At 68.1% G+C, this 16,780-nt stretch carries 15 protein-coding genes; 11 read left to right on the top strand and 4 right to left on the bottom strand.

What is annotated here, in order from left to right; all coding sequences use genetic code 11:
- Positions 1-33: 33 nt before the first annotated feature.
- The 8 genes from NJ1_RS03155 to NJ1_RS03120 all read left to right on the top strand — a co-directional run bounded on the left by NJ1_RS03155 (position 34) and on the right by NJ1_RS03120 (position 7,242).
- The gene (locus tag NJ1_RS03155) at positions 34-1,128 is read left to right on the top strand and encodes an LLM class flavin-dependent oxidoreductase (protein ID WP_067687240.1); all 1,095 of its coding nucleotides are present in this window, start codon (positions 34-36) and stop codon (positions 1,126-1,128) included.
- Positions 1,125-2,324 (top strand): LLM class flavin-dependent oxidoreductase, encoded by a 1,200-nt coding sequence (locus tag NJ1_RS03150; RefSeq protein WP_067687237.1) that lies wholly within the window; start codon positions 1,125-1,127, stop codon positions 2,322-2,324. Before NJ1_RS03155 ends, NJ1_RS03150 begins: the two co-directional genes overlap by 4 nt.
- Before the next feature lie 9 nt (positions 2,325-2,333).
- Positions 2,334-3,041 carry a class II aldolase/adducin family protein gene (locus NJ1_RS03145; RefSeq protein ID WP_067687234.1) on the top strand — a complete coding sequence of 236 codons (708 nt, stop codon included), beginning with the start codon at positions 2,334-2,336 and terminating at the stop codon, positions 3,039-3,041.
- Between the two features lie 44 nt (positions 3,042-3,085).
- Complete coding sequence (locus tag NJ1_RS03140; RefSeq protein ID WP_067687231.1) at positions 3,086-4,036, top strand: ABC transporter substrate-binding protein; 951 nt, start codon at positions 3,086-3,088, stop codon at positions 4,034-4,036.
- A gap of 352 nt (positions 4,037-4,388) precedes the next feature.
- The gene (locus NJ1_RS03135; protein ID WP_067687228.1) at positions 4,389-5,888 is read left to right on the top strand and encodes an ATP-binding protein; all 1,500 of its coding nucleotides are present in this window, start codon (positions 4,389-4,391) and stop codon (positions 5,886-5,888) included.
- Positions 5,889-5,910: 22 nt separating this feature from the next.
- Positions 5,911-6,327, top strand: coding sequence for a roadblock/LC7 domain-containing protein (locus NJ1_RS03130; protein WP_067687225.1), 417 nt, complete (start codon positions 5,911-5,913; stop codon positions 6,325-6,327).
- Positions 6,324-6,671 (top strand): DUF742 domain-containing protein, encoded by a 348-nt coding sequence (locus NJ1_RS03125; protein WP_067687222.1) that lies wholly within the window; start codon positions 6,324-6,326, stop codon positions 6,669-6,671. Before NJ1_RS03130 ends, NJ1_RS03125 begins: the two co-directional genes overlap by 4 nt.
- Positions 6,646-7,242, top strand: coding sequence for a GTP-binding protein (locus tag NJ1_RS03120; protein ID WP_067687219.1), 597 nt, complete (start codon positions 6,646-6,648; stop codon positions 7,240-7,242). The genes NJ1_RS03125 and NJ1_RS03120 overlap by 26 nt, the downstream gene beginning before the upstream one ends.
- A gap of 51 nt (positions 7,243-7,293) precedes the next feature.
- Here the strand turns inward: NJ1_RS03120 and NJ1_RS03115 are convergent, their stop codons facing one another.
- The gene (locus NJ1_RS03115; RefSeq protein WP_067687216.1) at positions 7,294-7,650 is read right to left on the bottom strand and encodes a hypothetical protein; all 357 of its coding nucleotides are present in this window, start codon (positions 7,648-7,650) and stop codon (positions 7,294-7,296) included.
- A 225-nt stretch (positions 7,651-7,875) separates the two neighbouring features.
- Here NJ1_RS03115 and NJ1_RS03110 point away from each other — a divergent pair, with 225 nt between their 5' ends.
- Entirely contained in the window at positions 7,876-8,571 is a 696-nt protein-coding gene (locus NJ1_RS03110) for a helix-turn-helix transcriptional regulator (RefSeq protein ID WP_067687213.1), read from the top strand.
- A 94-nt stretch (positions 8,572-8,665) separates the two neighbouring features.
- On the top strand, positions 8,666-9,037 hold the full coding sequence (locus NJ1_RS03105; RefSeq protein WP_067687209.1) for a VOC family protein: 372 nt from the start codon (positions 8,666-8,668) through the stop codon (positions 9,035-9,037).
- 84 nt (positions 9,038-9,121) lie between these two features.
- Here the strand turns inward: NJ1_RS03105 and NJ1_RS03100 are convergent, their stop codons facing one another.
- Together NJ1_RS03100 and NJ1_RS03095 are read right to left on the bottom strand one after the other, a co-directional pair.
- Positions 9,122-10,201: a polyprenyl synthetase family protein gene (locus NJ1_RS03100; protein ID WP_157573714.1), complete on the bottom strand. Its 1,080-nt coding sequence runs from the start codon at positions 10,199-10,201 to the stop codon at positions 9,122-9,124.
- A 61-nt stretch (positions 10,202-10,262) separates the two neighbouring features.
- Positions 10,263-12,536: a terpene synthase family protein gene (locus NJ1_RS03095; protein ID WP_067687206.1), complete on the bottom strand. Its 2,274-nt coding sequence runs from the start codon at positions 12,534-12,536 to the stop codon at positions 10,263-10,265.
- 708 nt (positions 12,537-13,244) lie between these two features.
- Between NJ1_RS03095 and helR the strand changes: the two genes are divergently transcribed.
- Positions 13,245-15,458, top strand: a complete 2,214-nt coding sequence (gene helR / locus NJ1_RS03090) for an RNA polymerase recycling motor ATPase HelR (protein ID WP_174557038.1) — start codon at positions 13,245-13,247, stop codon at positions 15,456-15,458.
- A 30-nt stretch (positions 15,459-15,488) separates the two neighbouring features.
- Here helR and NJ1_RS03085 read toward each other — a convergent pair whose 3' ends face one another.
- Positions 15,489-16,766 (bottom strand): site-specific integrase, encoded by a 1,278-nt coding sequence (locus NJ1_RS03085; protein WP_084477693.1) that lies wholly within the window; start codon positions 16,764-16,766, stop codon positions 15,489-15,491.
- Between the last annotated feature and the right edge of the window lie 14 nt (positions 16,767-16,780).

Here is a 16,780-nt window from a genome sequence, read left to right as displayed (position 1 = left end):
ATCTGTGCTCTCGAACCACGGCGGTGGTGCGCGATGACCGAGTATTTCTGGCGACTGCCCAGCCGAGGTGACGGCCGCCGCGCTCTCCCCGAACTGCGCCATCGCGGCGGATTCGGCGGCCCGGCACCGGCGACGCCCGCCACCGATGTGCGCCCCGGCAACCTCGGGCCCTTCGACGACCTGCACCAGATCATCGGCGCCGCCGAGCTTTCCGGTCTGGACGGGGTGCTCGCGCCCTACGATCCGGCCGGCGAGGAATCCTGGATCGTCGGCGGCGGAGCCCTGCGTGCCACCCGGCACTCGCGGGTCGTGATCGAATTCGACCCGGCCTTCGGCACTCCGGTATACGCGGCGAAGGTCTCCGCGACCCTGCAGCAACTCTCGGCCGGACGCCTGATCTGGCGGCTCGCCGTGGACTCCGATCCGCAGGGCGCGATCGCCCGGGGCGACCGGGTGAGCGGCGCGGATCGCTACGCGCGTGCCGCGGAGTTCCTCACCGTGGCACGGGGAGTCTGGAACGAGATCCCGGTTCCCGGCGCCGGTTTCAAGGGCACCGGGTTCGACTACGCGGGGGAGTACTACGACGTCATCGACGGCGGATTCCGCGGCATCCTGTCGGGACTGCCGTTCCCCACCGTCCATCTCACCGGCAATTCCGCTGCCGCGCTGCAACTCTCGGCCGCGCACGCGGATGTGCACGTCTTCACCGAAACGCCGAACGGTATCGGTGGCGCGGTGTCCGAACTGCATCGCCTCGCCACCGCTGCGGGGCGGACCGTCCGCGCGGGCTTGGAAATCCCGGTCGTCGCCCGCGAGACCGAGGACGAAGCCTGGGCGCGCGTCGAACGCCAATGGCGCGAAGTGCATCCCGACGGCCCCGGCGCGCACGCCCTGAGCCTCGGGGACGGACGCTGGGCCGGTTTCACCGACCTCGGCTACCCGGATCCGATCGGTCTCGTCGGCAGCTACGAGCAGGTCGCACGCCAACTCCAGGTGTACGAGGCCGTCGGCATCGACCATGTCGTGCTCGAAGGTCACCCGCACATCGAGGAGATCCACCGCGCCGGCGAGCACCTGCTGCACCTCGCCGATCCGGCCGGGCGAATCCTGAAGGAGGCCACCGCATGACCATCGACGTCTACTGGCGCATCGGCATGGAGGGTGATCACGCCTCCCTGCGCACCCCGCGCCGATACAACCGCGGGCACGCCAACGGCTACGGTCCGGGAAATATCGCCCCCGCCATCCGAGGCGGCGAACTCGACGGCTACGGCTACATCGATCACATCGCCGCCGTCGCCAAGGCCTCGGAGTCGGCGGGATTCCTCGGCGGACTGCTGCCCTCGTTCCCCGTCACCGACGATCCGTGGGCGGTCGCCGCGGCGCTGGCGCGCGAAACCACCACCTACCGCTTCATGGTCGCCTTCCAGCCCGGGTTCCTGCATCCGGTGCAGGCGGCCCGCATGTCGGCCAGCCTGCAGCGCGCCACCGGCGGGCGGCTGGTCTACAACATCATCAGCGGTGGCGGCGGTCCTGCCCAATTGTGGTGGGGCGACAAGGTTTCCCACGACGACCGCTATGCCCGCACCACCGAATTCCTGGACGTGCTGCGCGGAGTGTGGGACGGCGAGCCGTTCGATCACGACGGGCGCTTCTTCCACACCGCCGGGGCCGCCCTGCCGCCCGGTCTGGCCGGACAGCCGTTCCCGGAGATGTACTTCTCCGGTTCCTCGGGCGCCGCGGTGCAGGCCGCGGGACGGCACGCGGACTACTACCTCTCCTGGCTCGAGCCGTACCCGGACCTGCGCGCCAAATTCGACGGCGTGCGCGCCCACGCCGAGAAGACCGGCCGCACCCCCAAATTCGCGGTCCGCATCGACATCGTCGCCCGGCACACCGAGGAGGCGGCCTGGGCGGAGATCGAGAAGGGCTGGGCCTTCGTCGACCGCGACGCCGCCAACCGCGCCGCCCAGGGTGATTCGGTGGGCGCGGCCCGGATCAAGGGCTGGGTGCCCGAAACCATCACCGGCTACCGCGATCTCGAGGTGCAGCCCAATGTGTGGTGTGGCTTCAGCCTGATTCGCGGCGGTCCCGCCTTCGGCCTCGTCGGCAGCTACGAACAGGTCGCGCAGCGCCTGGACGAGCTCACCGAACTGGGCGTGGACGCCTTCATTCTCGCGGGCAATCCGCATCTGGAAGAGGCGTACCGCGTCGGGGAGGAAGTGCTTCCGCTGCTCGGACGATCCCGGCTCACCGCTCCCGACGCCACCATCCCTGACACCGCCGCCTCCGACGCCGCGGCGTCGCTGTCCCTGACCCACTAGGAGAAACAAATGACCACCACCGAGACCCGGATCTCGACCGCCGCAGCCGAATTCGTCGCCGCCGCCACCCGCGACGCGGAGAAGGTCTTCCGCGTGCTTCGCGAGAGCGGCACCGTCACCGGCAACGGCACCGTCAATTTCGTCGAGCGCGTGCCCGGCGAGGAGATCGCGATCGCGCTCAACGAGCCCGGCCCCTGGGCCGAGGATCGCACCATCGAACCCGTCGTGGCCACCTTCGACGGAGAAGTGCTGTCCGGCAGCGGTTCCGCCGGTTTCGTCAAGGGCTACGCCGGTGTGTTCCGGCAGCACCCGGAGATCACCTCGGTCGTGCACGTGCACAGCCCGTGGCTGGGCGGCTGGGCCCAGACCCACCGCACCCTGCCGATCCGCTACGCCGCCGTGCAGCGCCTGACCCTCTCGCGCGAGATCCCGCCGCACATCGACCGCAGCATCAGCGCGGGCCAGTTCATCCTGGACCGGCTCGCGCAGGACCCCGATCTGATCGCCATCTTCGAGGCCAACGGCGGCGCGAACGTCATCGGGCGCAAGGGATTGCTGGACCTGGCCAAGCTGGTGGTGCTGCTGGAGGAAGGCGCGCAGTACCAGGCCATCGGGGAAACCCTGGGCGGCTCGGCCGAATTCGACCCCAGCAATCTCGCCGTGCAGTGGGGGCGCACGGGTCTGGCCGACGAGGCGCGCCGCCGCGGCCTCATCTGAGCTTCCCTCACCCGATCCACCGCACACTTCCCCAGGAGCATCCCATGGCGATTCGCGTCGGCTACTTCCCGCACAACAACTCCCTGTTCGTCCTGCGTCACCGCGGCATTCTCGAGCGTGCCCTGCCCGATATCGAATGGGTGGATCTGCGCACTCTTCCCGAAACTCCGCGGGTGGACGTCGAATCGGCCCTGCCGTCCCTGCATTCGGACTGGCTGTTCGACGAGCGTGGTTACGACTTCATCGGGACCGGTTTCACGCCGCCGGTCACCGCGCTGGCAAATGACCGCGACATCGTCTATGTCGGCATCTCCGGACCACGTATCGAGAACGGTCGTCTGGTGACCAAGGCCGACAGCGGCATCACCGATGTCGCGGACCTGAAGGGCAAGCGCGTGGGCATCGCGCACGGCTCGTGGCAGACCACCCTGCTGCTGTTCGCCCTCGAGCGCGCCGGTCTCGGCTGGGCCGATATCGAACCCGTCGACACCGATGTGCACGACGGCGGCGCTCTGCTGCTGAGCGGTGATCTCGACGCCTGGGTCGGGGCCTACCCCGGCCTGACCGCGGTCGAGGCCGCGACCGAACTGCACACGCTCATCGACACCGAATCGCTGTTCAGCCACCCCTCGCTGTGGTTCACCCGCCGCGATTTCGCCGAGCGGCAGCGCGACGCGCTCGAGGCGATCATCGCCGCTCTGCAGGAATCGGACGCCTGGATCGTCGAGAACCCGCGTGCGGCAGCCCAGTACTTCGTCGACGATGTGGTCGCGCGCGGCGGCAGCGCCGACCTCGACGCCTGGGAGGCGGCCCTGCGTGGACGCCCCTTCGGCGTCGCCGCGGTGAGTGAGGCTTTCCTCGACGAACAGCAGCACGCAGCCGATCTGCTGGCCGCCAACGGGTTGCTGCCGCGCACCATCCGGGTCCGCGACGCGGTGCTGCCGTGGATCGGCGAGGCGGTCGAGGCCGGGCGTGCGGCGGTCGTCACGGCCTGACGATCACCCGAGGTGGGCGCGGACGGGGCCTGAAATGCGCTGAGGTGCAGGTGCTTCGGGAAGTGGTTTGCTCAGCGGTATCGAATGATTCGATGGCTTAATCGATTCTGCTATTGTGGCGACGCTGATCATGGGATGGGGCTGGACGACAAAGCAATTGTGGTCCGGCCCCCTCGGAGCACTCCGAGGAAGCCCGGATCGGCGTGCATACGCGACCATGTCCGGAGTATTTGCTTTTGAGCGACTTGAGAACCTGCCCGCGACCACGACGCGTTCTGCTCACCGGGACGAGTGAACGCCCGCGCCTGTCTTCCCGGCCGATCCGTACCGGCCGATTCCGGGGTGCGCTCCTATGAATTCGAATTACGCTGTCGTGATCGTTTCGGTGCTCGCCGCCGCACTGGTCCTCGCGGTCATCGCCGCGGGGTTCGGGTGGTGGACGGCGAGACGACAGCGAGCCCGCGCCGATGCGCTCGAACGTGAGCAACGCGCTCGCGACGAGGCCGTCGAGAAGATGATCGAAAACCTGACCGGGACCATCGTGCCCGCGATCGGGGAGGCGGTGCGCCGTTCGGATACCGAATCGCCGACCGTCGCACTGCCGGCCGTACTGGAACAGACACACATCGCGGAACTGGTGTGGCAGTGGGCCGCCGCCTGTGGCAACGAACTGCGCGCCGTCGCCGACGACGCCCGCGAGCGAGCCCAGCGCGACGCCGACGCCGCCCTGCAGCTGGCCGTCACACAGGCCGCGACCACCGCCCGCACCCAAGCCGAGACCGCCGCCCGCGAGGCGACTCGCGCCGCGGTTCGCGCGTTCGGCACCTCCGTGGTGAGCCTGGGCACCGACGTCGGCCAGGTACTGAGCGGATCGCTGCGCCAGCACCGCGGTGACGACGTCTACGAAACCCTCACCCGCATCGACCATTCGGTGCAGCAGATGATCCGCCAGGCACAGTCCTTCGTGATCGTCTGCGGCGGTCTGCCCGGACGGCGCTGGCCCCAGCAGACTCTCACCGACGTGGTGGGTGGCGCGGTCGGGCGCGTGCGGGACTTCACCCGGGTGCGGCCCGGGCAGCTCGATCGCGTGGTGCTGAGCCGTGTGGTCGAACCCCTCGTGCACACCGTGGCGACCCTGCTGGACAACGCGCTGCGCTATTCACCGCCCACCTCGTTCGTGGATATCGGCTTTCAGGAAGGCCACCACGGAGTGACGGTGATCATCGACGACGCCGGTGTGCGAATGAACGCCGAGCAACTCGACGAGACCCGCCTGATCCTGGGCGGTGACCGCGTGGTGGACGTGCACCAGCTGGGACCCTCACCGCGCGTGGGTTTCCCCGGCGTGGCCGCACTGGCCCGGCGCTACGGCTTCACCATCTACATCGACGGTCCCAACATGTACGGCGGCATGCGGGCGATGGTGTTCATCCCCGACACGCTGCTTGCCCCGGTCTCGGTGCCGGACAATGTCCCCGATGTTCCGGCCGCGGCCGAACCCCCCGCCGTCGAGCGGGTATCGCTGGAACCGCTGGTAGTCGAACGGACTGCCGGTGAACCATTGGTGGTCGAGCGCGTGGCACTCGAGCCGCTCAGCGACGAGCGGATCCCGAGTGCACCGGTCGAGCTGCCTGTCGAGCCGAAACCACTTATGGTTGAAGATAATTCACCGCCCGAAAACGATGTGACCTCGGGCGGTCTGCCGAAACGGCGGCGTCGCACGGCGATCGCCTCGGCGGCGCCCAGCGTCGGTGAGGCCGAATCCGGTTCGGCGCGGCCGGATATCGCCGCAGCATGGCACAGCGGTTCCCAGCGCGGCCGCGCGGCCGCGATCGATCACTCGAAGGGATGAGATCTTGTCGAGCACACCAGCTATGACAGCGACCGACAGCAACAAACTGGCCTGGCTTCTGGACGACCTCGAGTTTCCCGGTGTCCGGTTCGCTGTCCTGCTGTCCGACGACGGTCTGCGCATCGCTCACACCAGCGGGATCACCGTGGACGATGCCGAACGCTTCTCGGCCGCGGCCTCGGGCCTGCGCGCGCTGGGCAAGGCGCTCGGTGAGTTCTGCGGCGGCAGCGCCGAGAACGGCGTGCGCCAGAACATGACCGAGTACGACGGCGGGATGATCTTCATCACCGCCGCCGGAGCCGGTGCGCTCCTGGGTGTTTCGACCTCCCAGGACGTGGACGTCAGCCTGGTCGCGCACCGCATGAACGAACTCGCCGTCCGTGTCGGGTACGAGCTGGGCAGTATGTCGCGGACGAGAGCGAATCTCGGGCGCCCATGAGCCGGCCGCGGCGCGACCCCGATCTGGTCCGTGCGTATGTGCGCACGGGCGGGCGATCGCGGCCGTCGCGAGCACTGGACCTGGTGACGCTGGTCGTCGCGGTCCAGGATCCGGCGGCCGGCGCCTCGTCCGATGCCCGCCGGATCATCGAAGTCTGTCGGCGCGGTGCGCTGACCCTGGCCGAAGTGGCCGCCTATCTCGACCTGCCACCGTCCGTGGTGAAGATCGTGGCAGCGGACCTGCTGGACAGCGGCCACCTGGTCGACCCCACTCCGACGGACATCCTGTCGGAGCAAGCCCTGTTGGAGGAGGTACTGCATGGGCTCCGCGCTCTATCCGCATGAGCGCGTCGTCGACTATGTCCCGCGAACCGTGACCCGCGCGGTGAAGTTGCTGGTAGCAGGCAACTTCGGCGTCGGAAAGACCACGTTCGTCGGGAGCGTGTCCGAGATTCGGCCACTGCGCACCGAGGAGACGATCACCGAAGCCTCCGTCGGCGTCGACGATATGGCCGGGTTGGCCGGCAAACAGACGACCACCGTCGCCATGGACTTCGGCCGCATCACCCTGAACCCGCGCCTGGCGCTGTACCTGTTCGGCACACCCGGACAGCGGCGCTTCGTGCCGATGTGGGAGGACCTGGCGGTCGGAGCGCTCGGCGCGATCGTCCTGGTCGACACCCGCCGCATCGAGAAGGCCGACGAAGCCCTCTCGGTGCTCGAGGAACGCGGCGTCCCGTACGCCGTGGCGATCAACGAATTCGAAGGCGCGACGCGTTTTCCGCTCGACGAGGTTCGCGACGCGCTCGACCTCGACGCCGAGACCCCGCTGCTGTCCCTGGACGCTCGGGACCGGCCCAGCTGTGTTCGGTCGCTGATCACGCTCGTGGAATACCTGCTCGAACCCCAGCCCTGAGTCCTCGCGACGCCGTGCTCCGGCACGGCGTCGCGGAGTCGCGACCCGGGATCACCACGCGAGGGCCGAGCCCCGATACTCCGCGACGATCGAGGCGGTGGCCGCCATCGAATAGACGGCCGCGTTCCAGATGATCGGAACGAACCAGCCCGCCGGTCCGGTCAGGACGATGATCGCCAGCGTGGCCAGGCCGCCGGAGATCACGACCGCGATCAGGTCGCGGGATCGCATATCGCTCGGCAGCGACTGCAGGCGGACGATGCGCGCGACGTCGAGGCGGCTCCACCGCGCGTCCGGCCCGAACATCCGGCGGCTCAGTCTCACCGAAATCCACAGCAGTGCAGCGAATATCAGTCCGGCCGAGAGGAAAGTGACCACGCATATCGCGAGGTTCCTCACGAAGCTCATCGCAACCTCCGACTGTCGCACTGCTGACCTCGGGAAATGCTCTCGAGTTGTCTGATGTGGCCGGTATTCGCGACTGTTCGCGATCACCGCGGCAGCCCGATTCCCACCCTAGCAGCGAGCAAATATTCAGCAACCAATCCGAATTGTCCGGAATGTCGTCGGGCTTTGGGTGCCACGTAGCCGCTCTCCGCCGGAGTTGTCGGTGGTGCGGGCTACGGTTGGCCGGTGAACCGCACGGATCGTCTGTACGCCCTGGTAGAGGATCTGCGGGCGGTCGCGCCGCGGGTTCGGACGGCGCGTGAATTGTCACAGCGATACGAGGTCAGCTCGCGCACGATCGAGCGGGACATCAGCGCGCTACAGCAGGCCGGAGTGCCGATCTACGCGGACGTCGGGCGCCGTGGGGGATACGCGCTCGAACGAACCATGTCCTTGCCGCCGTTGAATTTCACCCCGGCCGAGGCGGTCGCGATCGCCGTCGCGCTCGAACGCAGTCAGGGCGCTCCGTTCGATCGGGCCGGGCGCAGCGCGCTGGGCAAGATCATGGCCGTGATGCCGGCGCGCAATGCCTCCGGCGCGCGTGAGCTGGCGGCCCGGGTGGGAGTACTGGAATCGGCGGATGCGGTACGCGCACAAGAGATTCCAGCTGTGCTCGCCGAAGCGATCGAGGCCGGTCGAGTACTGCGGATCACCTACCGGGACAAGACCGGTGAGAACACCGAGCGGGAGGTGGAGCCCTCGACGTTCCTGGTCGGCGGGCAGGGCTGGTATCTGATGGCATGGTGCCGATTGCGTGAGGAGTCGAGGTGCTTCCGCATCGATCGCATCGGCGAGGTCGCGATCATCGATGCTCCGGTGTCCGCTCGCGCCACCTCGGCGGTGTCCGTGCCCGACTGTGTCGTGCGCGCCGTGTCGTTCTGAGCGGATTCGCCTCGGAAACACCGACAGGGGGTTGTCGCCGGGACGCGGGAAAGTTGATCTCGCAGCACGACATCCACTTCTCGGGAGGCGAAAGATGAGCACGACCACCAATACGGTGACCTGGTTCCAACTCGGCAGCAACGACCCTGCCGCGGCGAAATCGTTCTACGGTGATCTCTTCGGCTGGACGTTCTTCACGGATCCGAACGGCGGGGGCGCCTACGACCTGTTCCGGTACGCCGATGGCCAGATCCCCGTGGGGGGCGTCGCGCACACCGAGGATGCCTCCGACAATCACGGGATGTTCCTGGTCGAGGTCGCCGATGTGGTCGCGACCCTCGCGGAGGCGGAGCGACTGGGCGGCAAAGCGCTCACCGCACCGATCACGAACGACAGCGGCCTGGTCTTCGCCTATCTGGTGGACAACTCGGGGATCCGCTTCGGAATCTTCACTCCGGCACCCTGATTCGGATCGGCGGCAACAGTGGAGTCGGCGAACCCGCGTGGGGTTCGCCGACTCCACTTCTCGTTGCGCCTATCGTTCGGAACCTCAGCGATCCCGATTGGCGACGGTATGGGCCAGCGCCACCAGAGTGTTCGCCGCCTCCAGCGCGGGAAGTTCGGCGATGGCGGCATTGATGCGGCGATCGGCGTAGTACTGCGTGGTCTCCCGGCCGCCCGCGGCTTCGATGAGCGCCTGCGCGCGTGCGACGTCCGCCGCGGACATGGGCGAGTCCGACTGGTAGATGGTGGCCAGTTCGTGGGCGGCCGGGGTGCCCGAGCGCAGCGCGGCCACCACCGGGAGGGATTTCTTGCGACGTCTCAAGTCGCTCACGGGTTTCCCCGACACCTCCTGGTCGCCCCAGATGCCGATGAGATCGTCGGTGTACTGGAACGCGAGACCGAGTTCGCGGCCGAAACGGTCCATCGAGGAGACCTCGGAACGCCCGGCCCCGGCCGAGAGTGCACCGAGTGCACACGCGCATCCCATGAGCGCACCGGTCTTGCCCATGGCCATGTGCTCGTAGTCCACGACGCCCGTGACGTGCCGTCCGTCGAACGAGCAGTCCTCCTGCTGCCCCCGGCACATCTCGATGACCGCCGACTCGAGGCGATCGATCGCCTCACCGAGTATCGCGCCGGGGACATGGGAGATGAGCACCTTCACCGCGAGCGCGTGCACCGCGTCCCCGAGCAGCACCGCGTCGGCGATTCCCCAGACCGCCCACACCGCCGGTCTCCCACGCCGAGTCAGATCACCGTCGATGACGTCATCGTGGATCAGCGCGAAATTGTGGACGAGTTCGACCGCGACGGCGACCGCCGCGACCGCCGAGGGGCCCGCGCCGAACAGGGCCGCCGCCCCGATCGCCAGTGCGGGGCGCAGAGCCTTGCCCGACCCGTGCAGGCAGGGCGTGCCGTCGGGGTTCCACCAGCCGAAGTGGTATCCGGCCATGCGCCGCAGCGGATCCGGCATGGAGACGATGGCCTCGAGCAGCATGGGCTCGCAGATCGCCCGCGCCTGCGCGAGGATCTCCACGGCTCGCTCGTCGGTGGAATCGGGCCGGTCGGGTCGGATGGACGCGGGCGCGTGCGGCGCGGGCCGGTCCAATTCGGGGTCGGTGGACATGAGTGGTTGCCCCCTTCACTACGACGATGGGTGAGCGGTGATGACCGAGGTGAGTGCCGGGTCAGGGGGTGGTGCGACGGGCGCGCGCCGATTCGGTCAGGCGTGCGGCGCTGGTGCCGAGTCCGGTCGGACGCAGGAAGCTCAGCCCGGGGGTGGCGCCGGTGATCGCCCCGGCGTGCCCGGGCCGGTAGCGCTCCACCAGCTGCCGCTCGCCGTACCGATCACATACGATGTGCCAGTTCAGGATTCCGGCCATCCAGTCCCGCAGTTCCACCACGCGCTGATCGAGGATTTCGCGCGCTGCCGCGTCGAGGTCGTACTCGTCGTAGAGGGTGGGCAACTCCTGCGCGACGACCCGCTCGAACTGGCGCATGCGGGCGGTCATCAGGTCGTTGACCACGGTGATGGCCCGATCCCGGTCGCACTCCAGGAAGTTCTGCATCACCCGCACGGCGTTGTGGAACTCGCCCTCGAACTCGGTCTCCTTCTGATAGGAGAACAGGTCGTTGAGCATGACCGCGAAATCGGCGGCCGTGTTCTCCAGATTCCGGACCGTCTGGGTGCGGTAGACCTGGGCCGGAACCGAATTCCCGTGCGAGAGCCGGGCCAGTGCCTGGGTCAGGTCCGAGCCGAAGGTCTGCCGGCGCATCTCCACGTAGTCGACCGGATCGGGAATCCGGTGCAGGGTGTGGTTGACCATCTCCCATTCGCACGCCTCGAGGAATTTCTCGACCGCCGAGCGGAATTCGCGTCGCTGCGTCTCGCTCATCGAGGCGGTGGTGCGCTGCCACAGGTCGTACAGTCCGACTTCGATCGGGTTGGCGGCCACGGGCACCGCGGCCGGGTCGATCGGCATGAATTCCCACAGCCGCCGGGTCTGCGCATGGGCGAGGGTGACGTTCTTGGTCGGGAAGAAGACGGCTGGGAAGTAGTCGTCCACATAGGTTCCCCAGGTCAGCCAATTCGCCGACAAGTCGAGCTCCGGCTGGGTGGCGTCCGGATCCAACCCTGCGGAACACAGCGCGAAATCGAAGTTCCGCAGATCGTGCTCGCTCCACAGACTCCGATCCAGCACTCCCGCAACGGGATCGAGCATTCCCATCCGGCGTGCCCAGTCGACGGCGCTCTCGCGCGCGACATCCACCAGCGGATTCATCCGCAGTGGGAAGGGCATGTAGATCTGCGGCATCGGCGTGGGACCGACGGCCTCGAGCGGCGCGTGCGCGAAGGTCTTGATCCGGATCGCCCCGACACCGGCGGGCGAGAGCGGGAATCGCAACGCGGACATACCCAGCCCGGTGGGCGCGAGCACCTCGACGAACGGCCGGGCCGCACTCTGCCCGCCCTGGTTCATGTACCGACTCGAGCGCATATGCCATTCGTGACCGCCGGACTGCCAGTCCTGCAAGCCTTTCGCGTACGCGGTGACGGCGGCCTGCGCGTCGGGACCCGCGCCGAATTCGGCGAACAGCAGCGGCAATTCGGTGAGCGCGGTGGTCTCGAACTGCTGCAGGCGCGAGGTCAGCACATTGTTGACGAGTTCGGCGGCGGGCTGGGTGTCCAGGCCCAGGAAGCGCTCCAGAACCAGGATGCAATTGGCGTTCTCGCCCTCGTCGCGCACCTCGCGCTCGTAGGAGAAGATGTCGTTGCGCAGGTGCACCGCATCGGAGAAGGTATCGCGCAGCACCCGGAGCGGACGGGTCTCGGCCAACTCGGCGGGAATCTCCGCGTTCGCGGCGTGCTCGACGAGATTGGCCGACCAGGGCGCGCCGCCGACCTTGCGGCGCATCTCGATGTACTCGATCGGATTCGCGACCCGGTCCTCGGTGATATTGGCCAGTTCCCAGCGCGATTCCTCGAGCAGCGCCTGGGTGGTGGTCGCGAAGCGCCGGCGCCAGTCGGTCGACATGGCGGGCACGGTGCGGGGCCACAGATCCGCGAGTCCGCGTTCGACCGGATTGGTCGGTTCGGGCATGTCGAGATCGTCGATCGGCATGAAATCGCGCAGCCGATCCAGGTATTCGCGGGCTCCGGCCATGTCACCGGTCTTCTTGTAGAGCTCGAGGAAGTGGTCGTCGAAGTAGAAGACCCAGACGTACCAGTCGGTAATGAGGTTCAGCTCCGCGCTGTCGCATTCGGGATGCGTGTACGCGCACAACAACCCGTAGTCGTGCCGGTCCAGATCGCGCAGGTCCCAGATGTGGTGTCCCTGTTGCGGTTCGAACAGGCCCATGTCGTCCGCCCATTCGCGGGCGTGAGCGCGGGCCTCCTCCACGTGTGGGTTGAGCCTTGCCGGGTACGGCATGTAGAAGTCGGGGAGTTCGAACGGCTGCATGGCGAATTCCTAGTCTGAACACAACATCCCGAGCACAACTTCGATTCGAGCCATAACTGTCTGGCGTGACGCGGCGGGTGCCAGGCGTCGTCGTCGAACGGCGACTCCTCGCGCCCTCCTCTCACATTCGTTGCGGACCCCGGGCTCGGCGTTGCCCGGTTGTTGCCCGATTCGATCCGTGTGTTGCGCACTCGGGCATCGTCGGAGGGTTTCGTGGAGCGTTCCGACCTGATCCGGCCGCCGGGCGTCACTCGGACAGCCTGGCTCAGGTTCGGTGAAAGCGTTTGTGCGCCAGCGCATTCTGGGCGAAGTAAACGGTACGACCAGGTGGCCGGAACCGTGGTGGAATCACGGAATATCGCCCGCTGACCGGGGCGGCGAGTCGCGTTGCGGCACTGGGTAGTTCAGGATTTGCCGTCGCAGTTCAGGATTTGCCGTCCGTTATGACCGGTATCCGGGACGGGTGACCATCGCCACGGAGTTCATGGGGAGGCGTGGAAGCGGCTCCGGACCGGAACGACCGGCCGGTACCGAGTAGATCGAGAATTGGCCGGGGTGAGCGTCACCGAGGCCGTCTCACGAAGAATGGAAGGGGGAATCCCACTCCTTCCACTACCAACATATAACGCATCGGGGGGCTTGCGGCAAGACCCGGGTGAGGGCGCAGAATCGCTGGTCGAATCCATAACTCGCGGGAAAGAGGTGCACGTGCCTACTCAGGGGTACGAGGACGAGTTGCGGTCCGAGCGCGATTACGTGGCCGGGCTCTACGCTCGGCTCGAGGCCGAGCGCACGCGAGCCAAGGGCCGCTACGGCGAGGCATTGCGCGCGCGTGCCACCTCGGCCATGGAGCGTGAATTCGAGGTGCGCGCGCTGGCCAAGGAGGTCAAGCGACTGGACGTGGCGGACAACGGCCTGTGCTTCGGCCGTCTGGACAGTCTCACCGGCGAGCGCTCGTACATCGGCCGGATCGGGCTGTACGACCAGGGCAACGACTTCGATCCGCTGCTGCTGGACTGGCGCGCTCCGGCGGCGCGGCCGTTCTATGTGGCCACCGGTGCGAACCCCGAGAACATGCGCCGGCGTCGGCAGTTCCACACCCGGGGGCACGATGTGGTCGATTTCACCGACGAGGTGCTCGGGCGCCCCGACGGTTCGACGGGTGGGGACGCGGCGCTGCTCGCGGCGGTCAACGCGCCGCGCGGCGAGGGCATGCGCGACATCGTCGCCACGATCCAGGGCGAGCAGGACGACATCATCCGGCTCGACCACTCCGGTGTGCTGGTGATCGAGGGTGGTCCGGGTACCGGTAAGACAGTGGTCGCGCTGCACCGGGTCGCGTACCTGCTCTATACGCAGCGTGAGCGGATCGAGCGGCACGGTGTGCTGGTGGTCGGGCCGAATCCGGCATTCCTGAACCACATCGGGCGGGTGCTGCCCTCACTGGGCGAATCCGATGTGCTGTTCATGACCGCGGGCGACTTCGTGCCCGGTCTGCACGTGATCGCCGAGGACGGCCCGGAGGCGGCCCGGATCAAGGGCTCGCTGAAGATTCTCGACGTCCTGGCCGCGGCGGTCGCCGATCGTCAGCGGCTGCCGCTGGATCCGGTGCAGATCTCGCTGGCGGACGTCACGGTGCGCATCGACGCCGAGATCGCGCAGTGGGCACGGGAGGAGGCTCGGGCGAGCAAGCAGCCGCACAACGCGGCCCGCATGGTGTTCACCGAAATCCTGACCTGGGCGCTCACCGAACGCGCGATTTCCCGGATCGGGCAGGGCTGGCTCTCGCGCTCGGATCGCGACGCCTGGGAACAGCTGCGCACGGACCTGCTCGAGGAACTCGCGGAGAACGACAGGTTCACCGCGGTGCTCGACGAACTGTGGCCGATCCTCACCCCGCAGGAGGTGCTGTCGTCGCTGTTGAGCTCGCCCGAGCGGTTGCGTGCGGCGGGCGCCGATCAGGCGCTGCTGCGCGAGGACGGTGCGGCCTGGACGGTCTCGGACATGCCGCTGCTGGACGAGCTGGTCGATCTGCTCGGTCGTGACAAGGCGGCGGACGAGGCCGCCGAACGTGCGGCCGAGCGCGAACGCAAGGTCGAGGCCGAGTACGCGGCCGGTGTCCTGGACACCCTGGTGAGTCGCGAGGACATGATGGACGACGAGGATCACCTGTTCGCCACGGACATGCTCTTCGGTGAAGATCTCGCCGAACGCTTCGTCGAGCGCGACACCCGGGAACTCGTCGAACGTGCTGCGGCGGACCGGGACTGGACGTACCGTCACGTCGTCGTCGACGAGGCGCAGGAGTTGTCGGAAATGGACTGGCGGGTGCTGATGCGCCGCTGCCCGAGCCGATCCTTCACCGTGGTGGGCGATCTCGCGCAACGGCGGTCGGCCGCGGGCGCGACTTCGTGGGGTGCGATGCTCGAACCGTATGTCCCTGGCCGCTGGGTCTACCGGTCGTTGACGGTCAACTACCGCACGCCCGCGGAGATCATGTCCGTCGCCGCCGGGGTGCTCGCGGAGTTCTCGCCCGGGGTTCAGCCGCCGGAGTCGGTACGTGCCTGTGGCGTCCCGCCGTGGTCGCGACGGCTCACCGCCGATGAATTGCCGGACGCCATAGCGGAATTCGTTCGGGACGAAGCCGGCCGGGAGGGCACCAGTGTGGTGATCGGCCCGCCGGGCGTTCCCGGAACCGTGCCCGCGTCGGAAACGAAGGGGCTGGAGTTCGACGCGGTGCTGGTGGTGGATCCCGATCGGATCCTCGCCGATGGTCCGCGCGGCGCGGCCGAGTTGTACGTCGCGCTCACCCGCGCGACCCAGCGTCTCGGCGTCCTGCACCAGGGGGCGCTGCCTCGGTCCCTGAGCGGACTTCTCGAACTCGGCACACCCGCCGGAGTCGGTGGCCGGGACCAGCCGTGACCGGGTGCGGAGTCGAGCTGAATCATCCGCTCAGAGGCCGAGTTTGGTGACGGCGTTGTCCTCGAGGGGATTGGCCGTGCGGATGTAGCCGTGCACCGTACGGGGATTGGACCAGCGACCCTGACGCATGATTTCGCGGTCGCTGGCGCCACCCAGGGCTGCCTGGGTGGCGAAACCGGCGCGCAGGGAGTGGCCGGAGAACAGGTCGGGGTCCAGGCCCGCGCGGGCGGCATAGCGTTTGACGAGTTCGGCCACCGCGCGGCCGGACATGGTGGTGTCGGCGATGCCGCCGTGCCGGGAGATGGCCGGGAACAGGGGGAGGTCGCGAGCCGGGAGCGTGGTCCCGGTGAAACAGTGGCAGCGGTGAATCGCCGGATCCGCCGCGGGAGTGGAGGCGAGCCAGGAGCGCACGTCTCCGGCTGTCGCGAAGTGCGCCTCGCGCAGGCGAATCCAGTCGGCGAAGGCGCAGACGGGACAGGTGCGCGGGCGCTGACCGCGAGGGAGCACGACGCGTTGTTCGGCGACGCCGGTGGGGTCGGTCTTGGTGGTGGGCAGCTGGATCAGCAGCAGCGGTTCACCGCTGGCGTGATCGGTGTGAACCTGTACGTCCTGAATGCGCAGGCCCGCTATCTCGCTGCGGCGCAACGCGCCCGCGAAGCCCACCAGCAGGAGCAGGGTGTCGCGGCGGCGGGCCGGTTCGGTGGGCCAGCCGAATTCCGGGAGCTCCGCGAGCAATTGGTCCAGGGTGTGCAGCAGGACCGGGCGCTTGCGCTTGGGCTGAGTGCGTCGGGTGCGTCGAATACCGCGCAGCGTCAAGCGCACCACGTCCGAGCGGGTCGGGGATGGCAGGCCGTTCGCCGCGTGCACGGCCGCGATGGCGGCGGCCTTGCGCTCGAGGGTCGCGGCGCTGAAGGCCCACCGCTCACCGGTGTCATCGGACCGCAGCGCGTCCGCGGCGGCGGCGAGATAGACCGCCACGTCCAGCGGATCCGCCGGTAGCGCCTGCCTGCCCTCCGCGGCACACCAGGCGGACCAGGCGATCCAGTCACTTCGGTAGGCGCGCACGGTATTCGGGGACTGAGAGGCCTCCAGATACCGGTGCAGTGCCGCGGCCTGGTCGCTGTCGAAGCGTTCGCGGACCAGGCGCAGCGCGGCGGCATCGACCAGGACGCTTCGGACACCGCGCCGCAGTTCCGTGCGGACCGTTTCCGGCAGCGCGAGGGCATTGGCCGGCTCCGCGGGCTCGGCGTCGATGACGGTCGTCTCGTCCTGAATATCCGCGTCGCTGAGATCTGGCCGCTGTGGCATGACTCGAAGTTCAT

This window comes from Nocardia jejuensis NBRC 103114 (genome assembly GCF_001613145.1).
Lineage (GTDB): Bacteria > Actinomycetota > Actinomycetes > Mycobacteriales > Mycobacteriaceae > Nocardia > Nocardia jejuensis.
The sequence above is the reverse complement of the archived record's forward strand: the minus strand, read 5'-3'. Positions and strand labels throughout refer to the sequence as shown.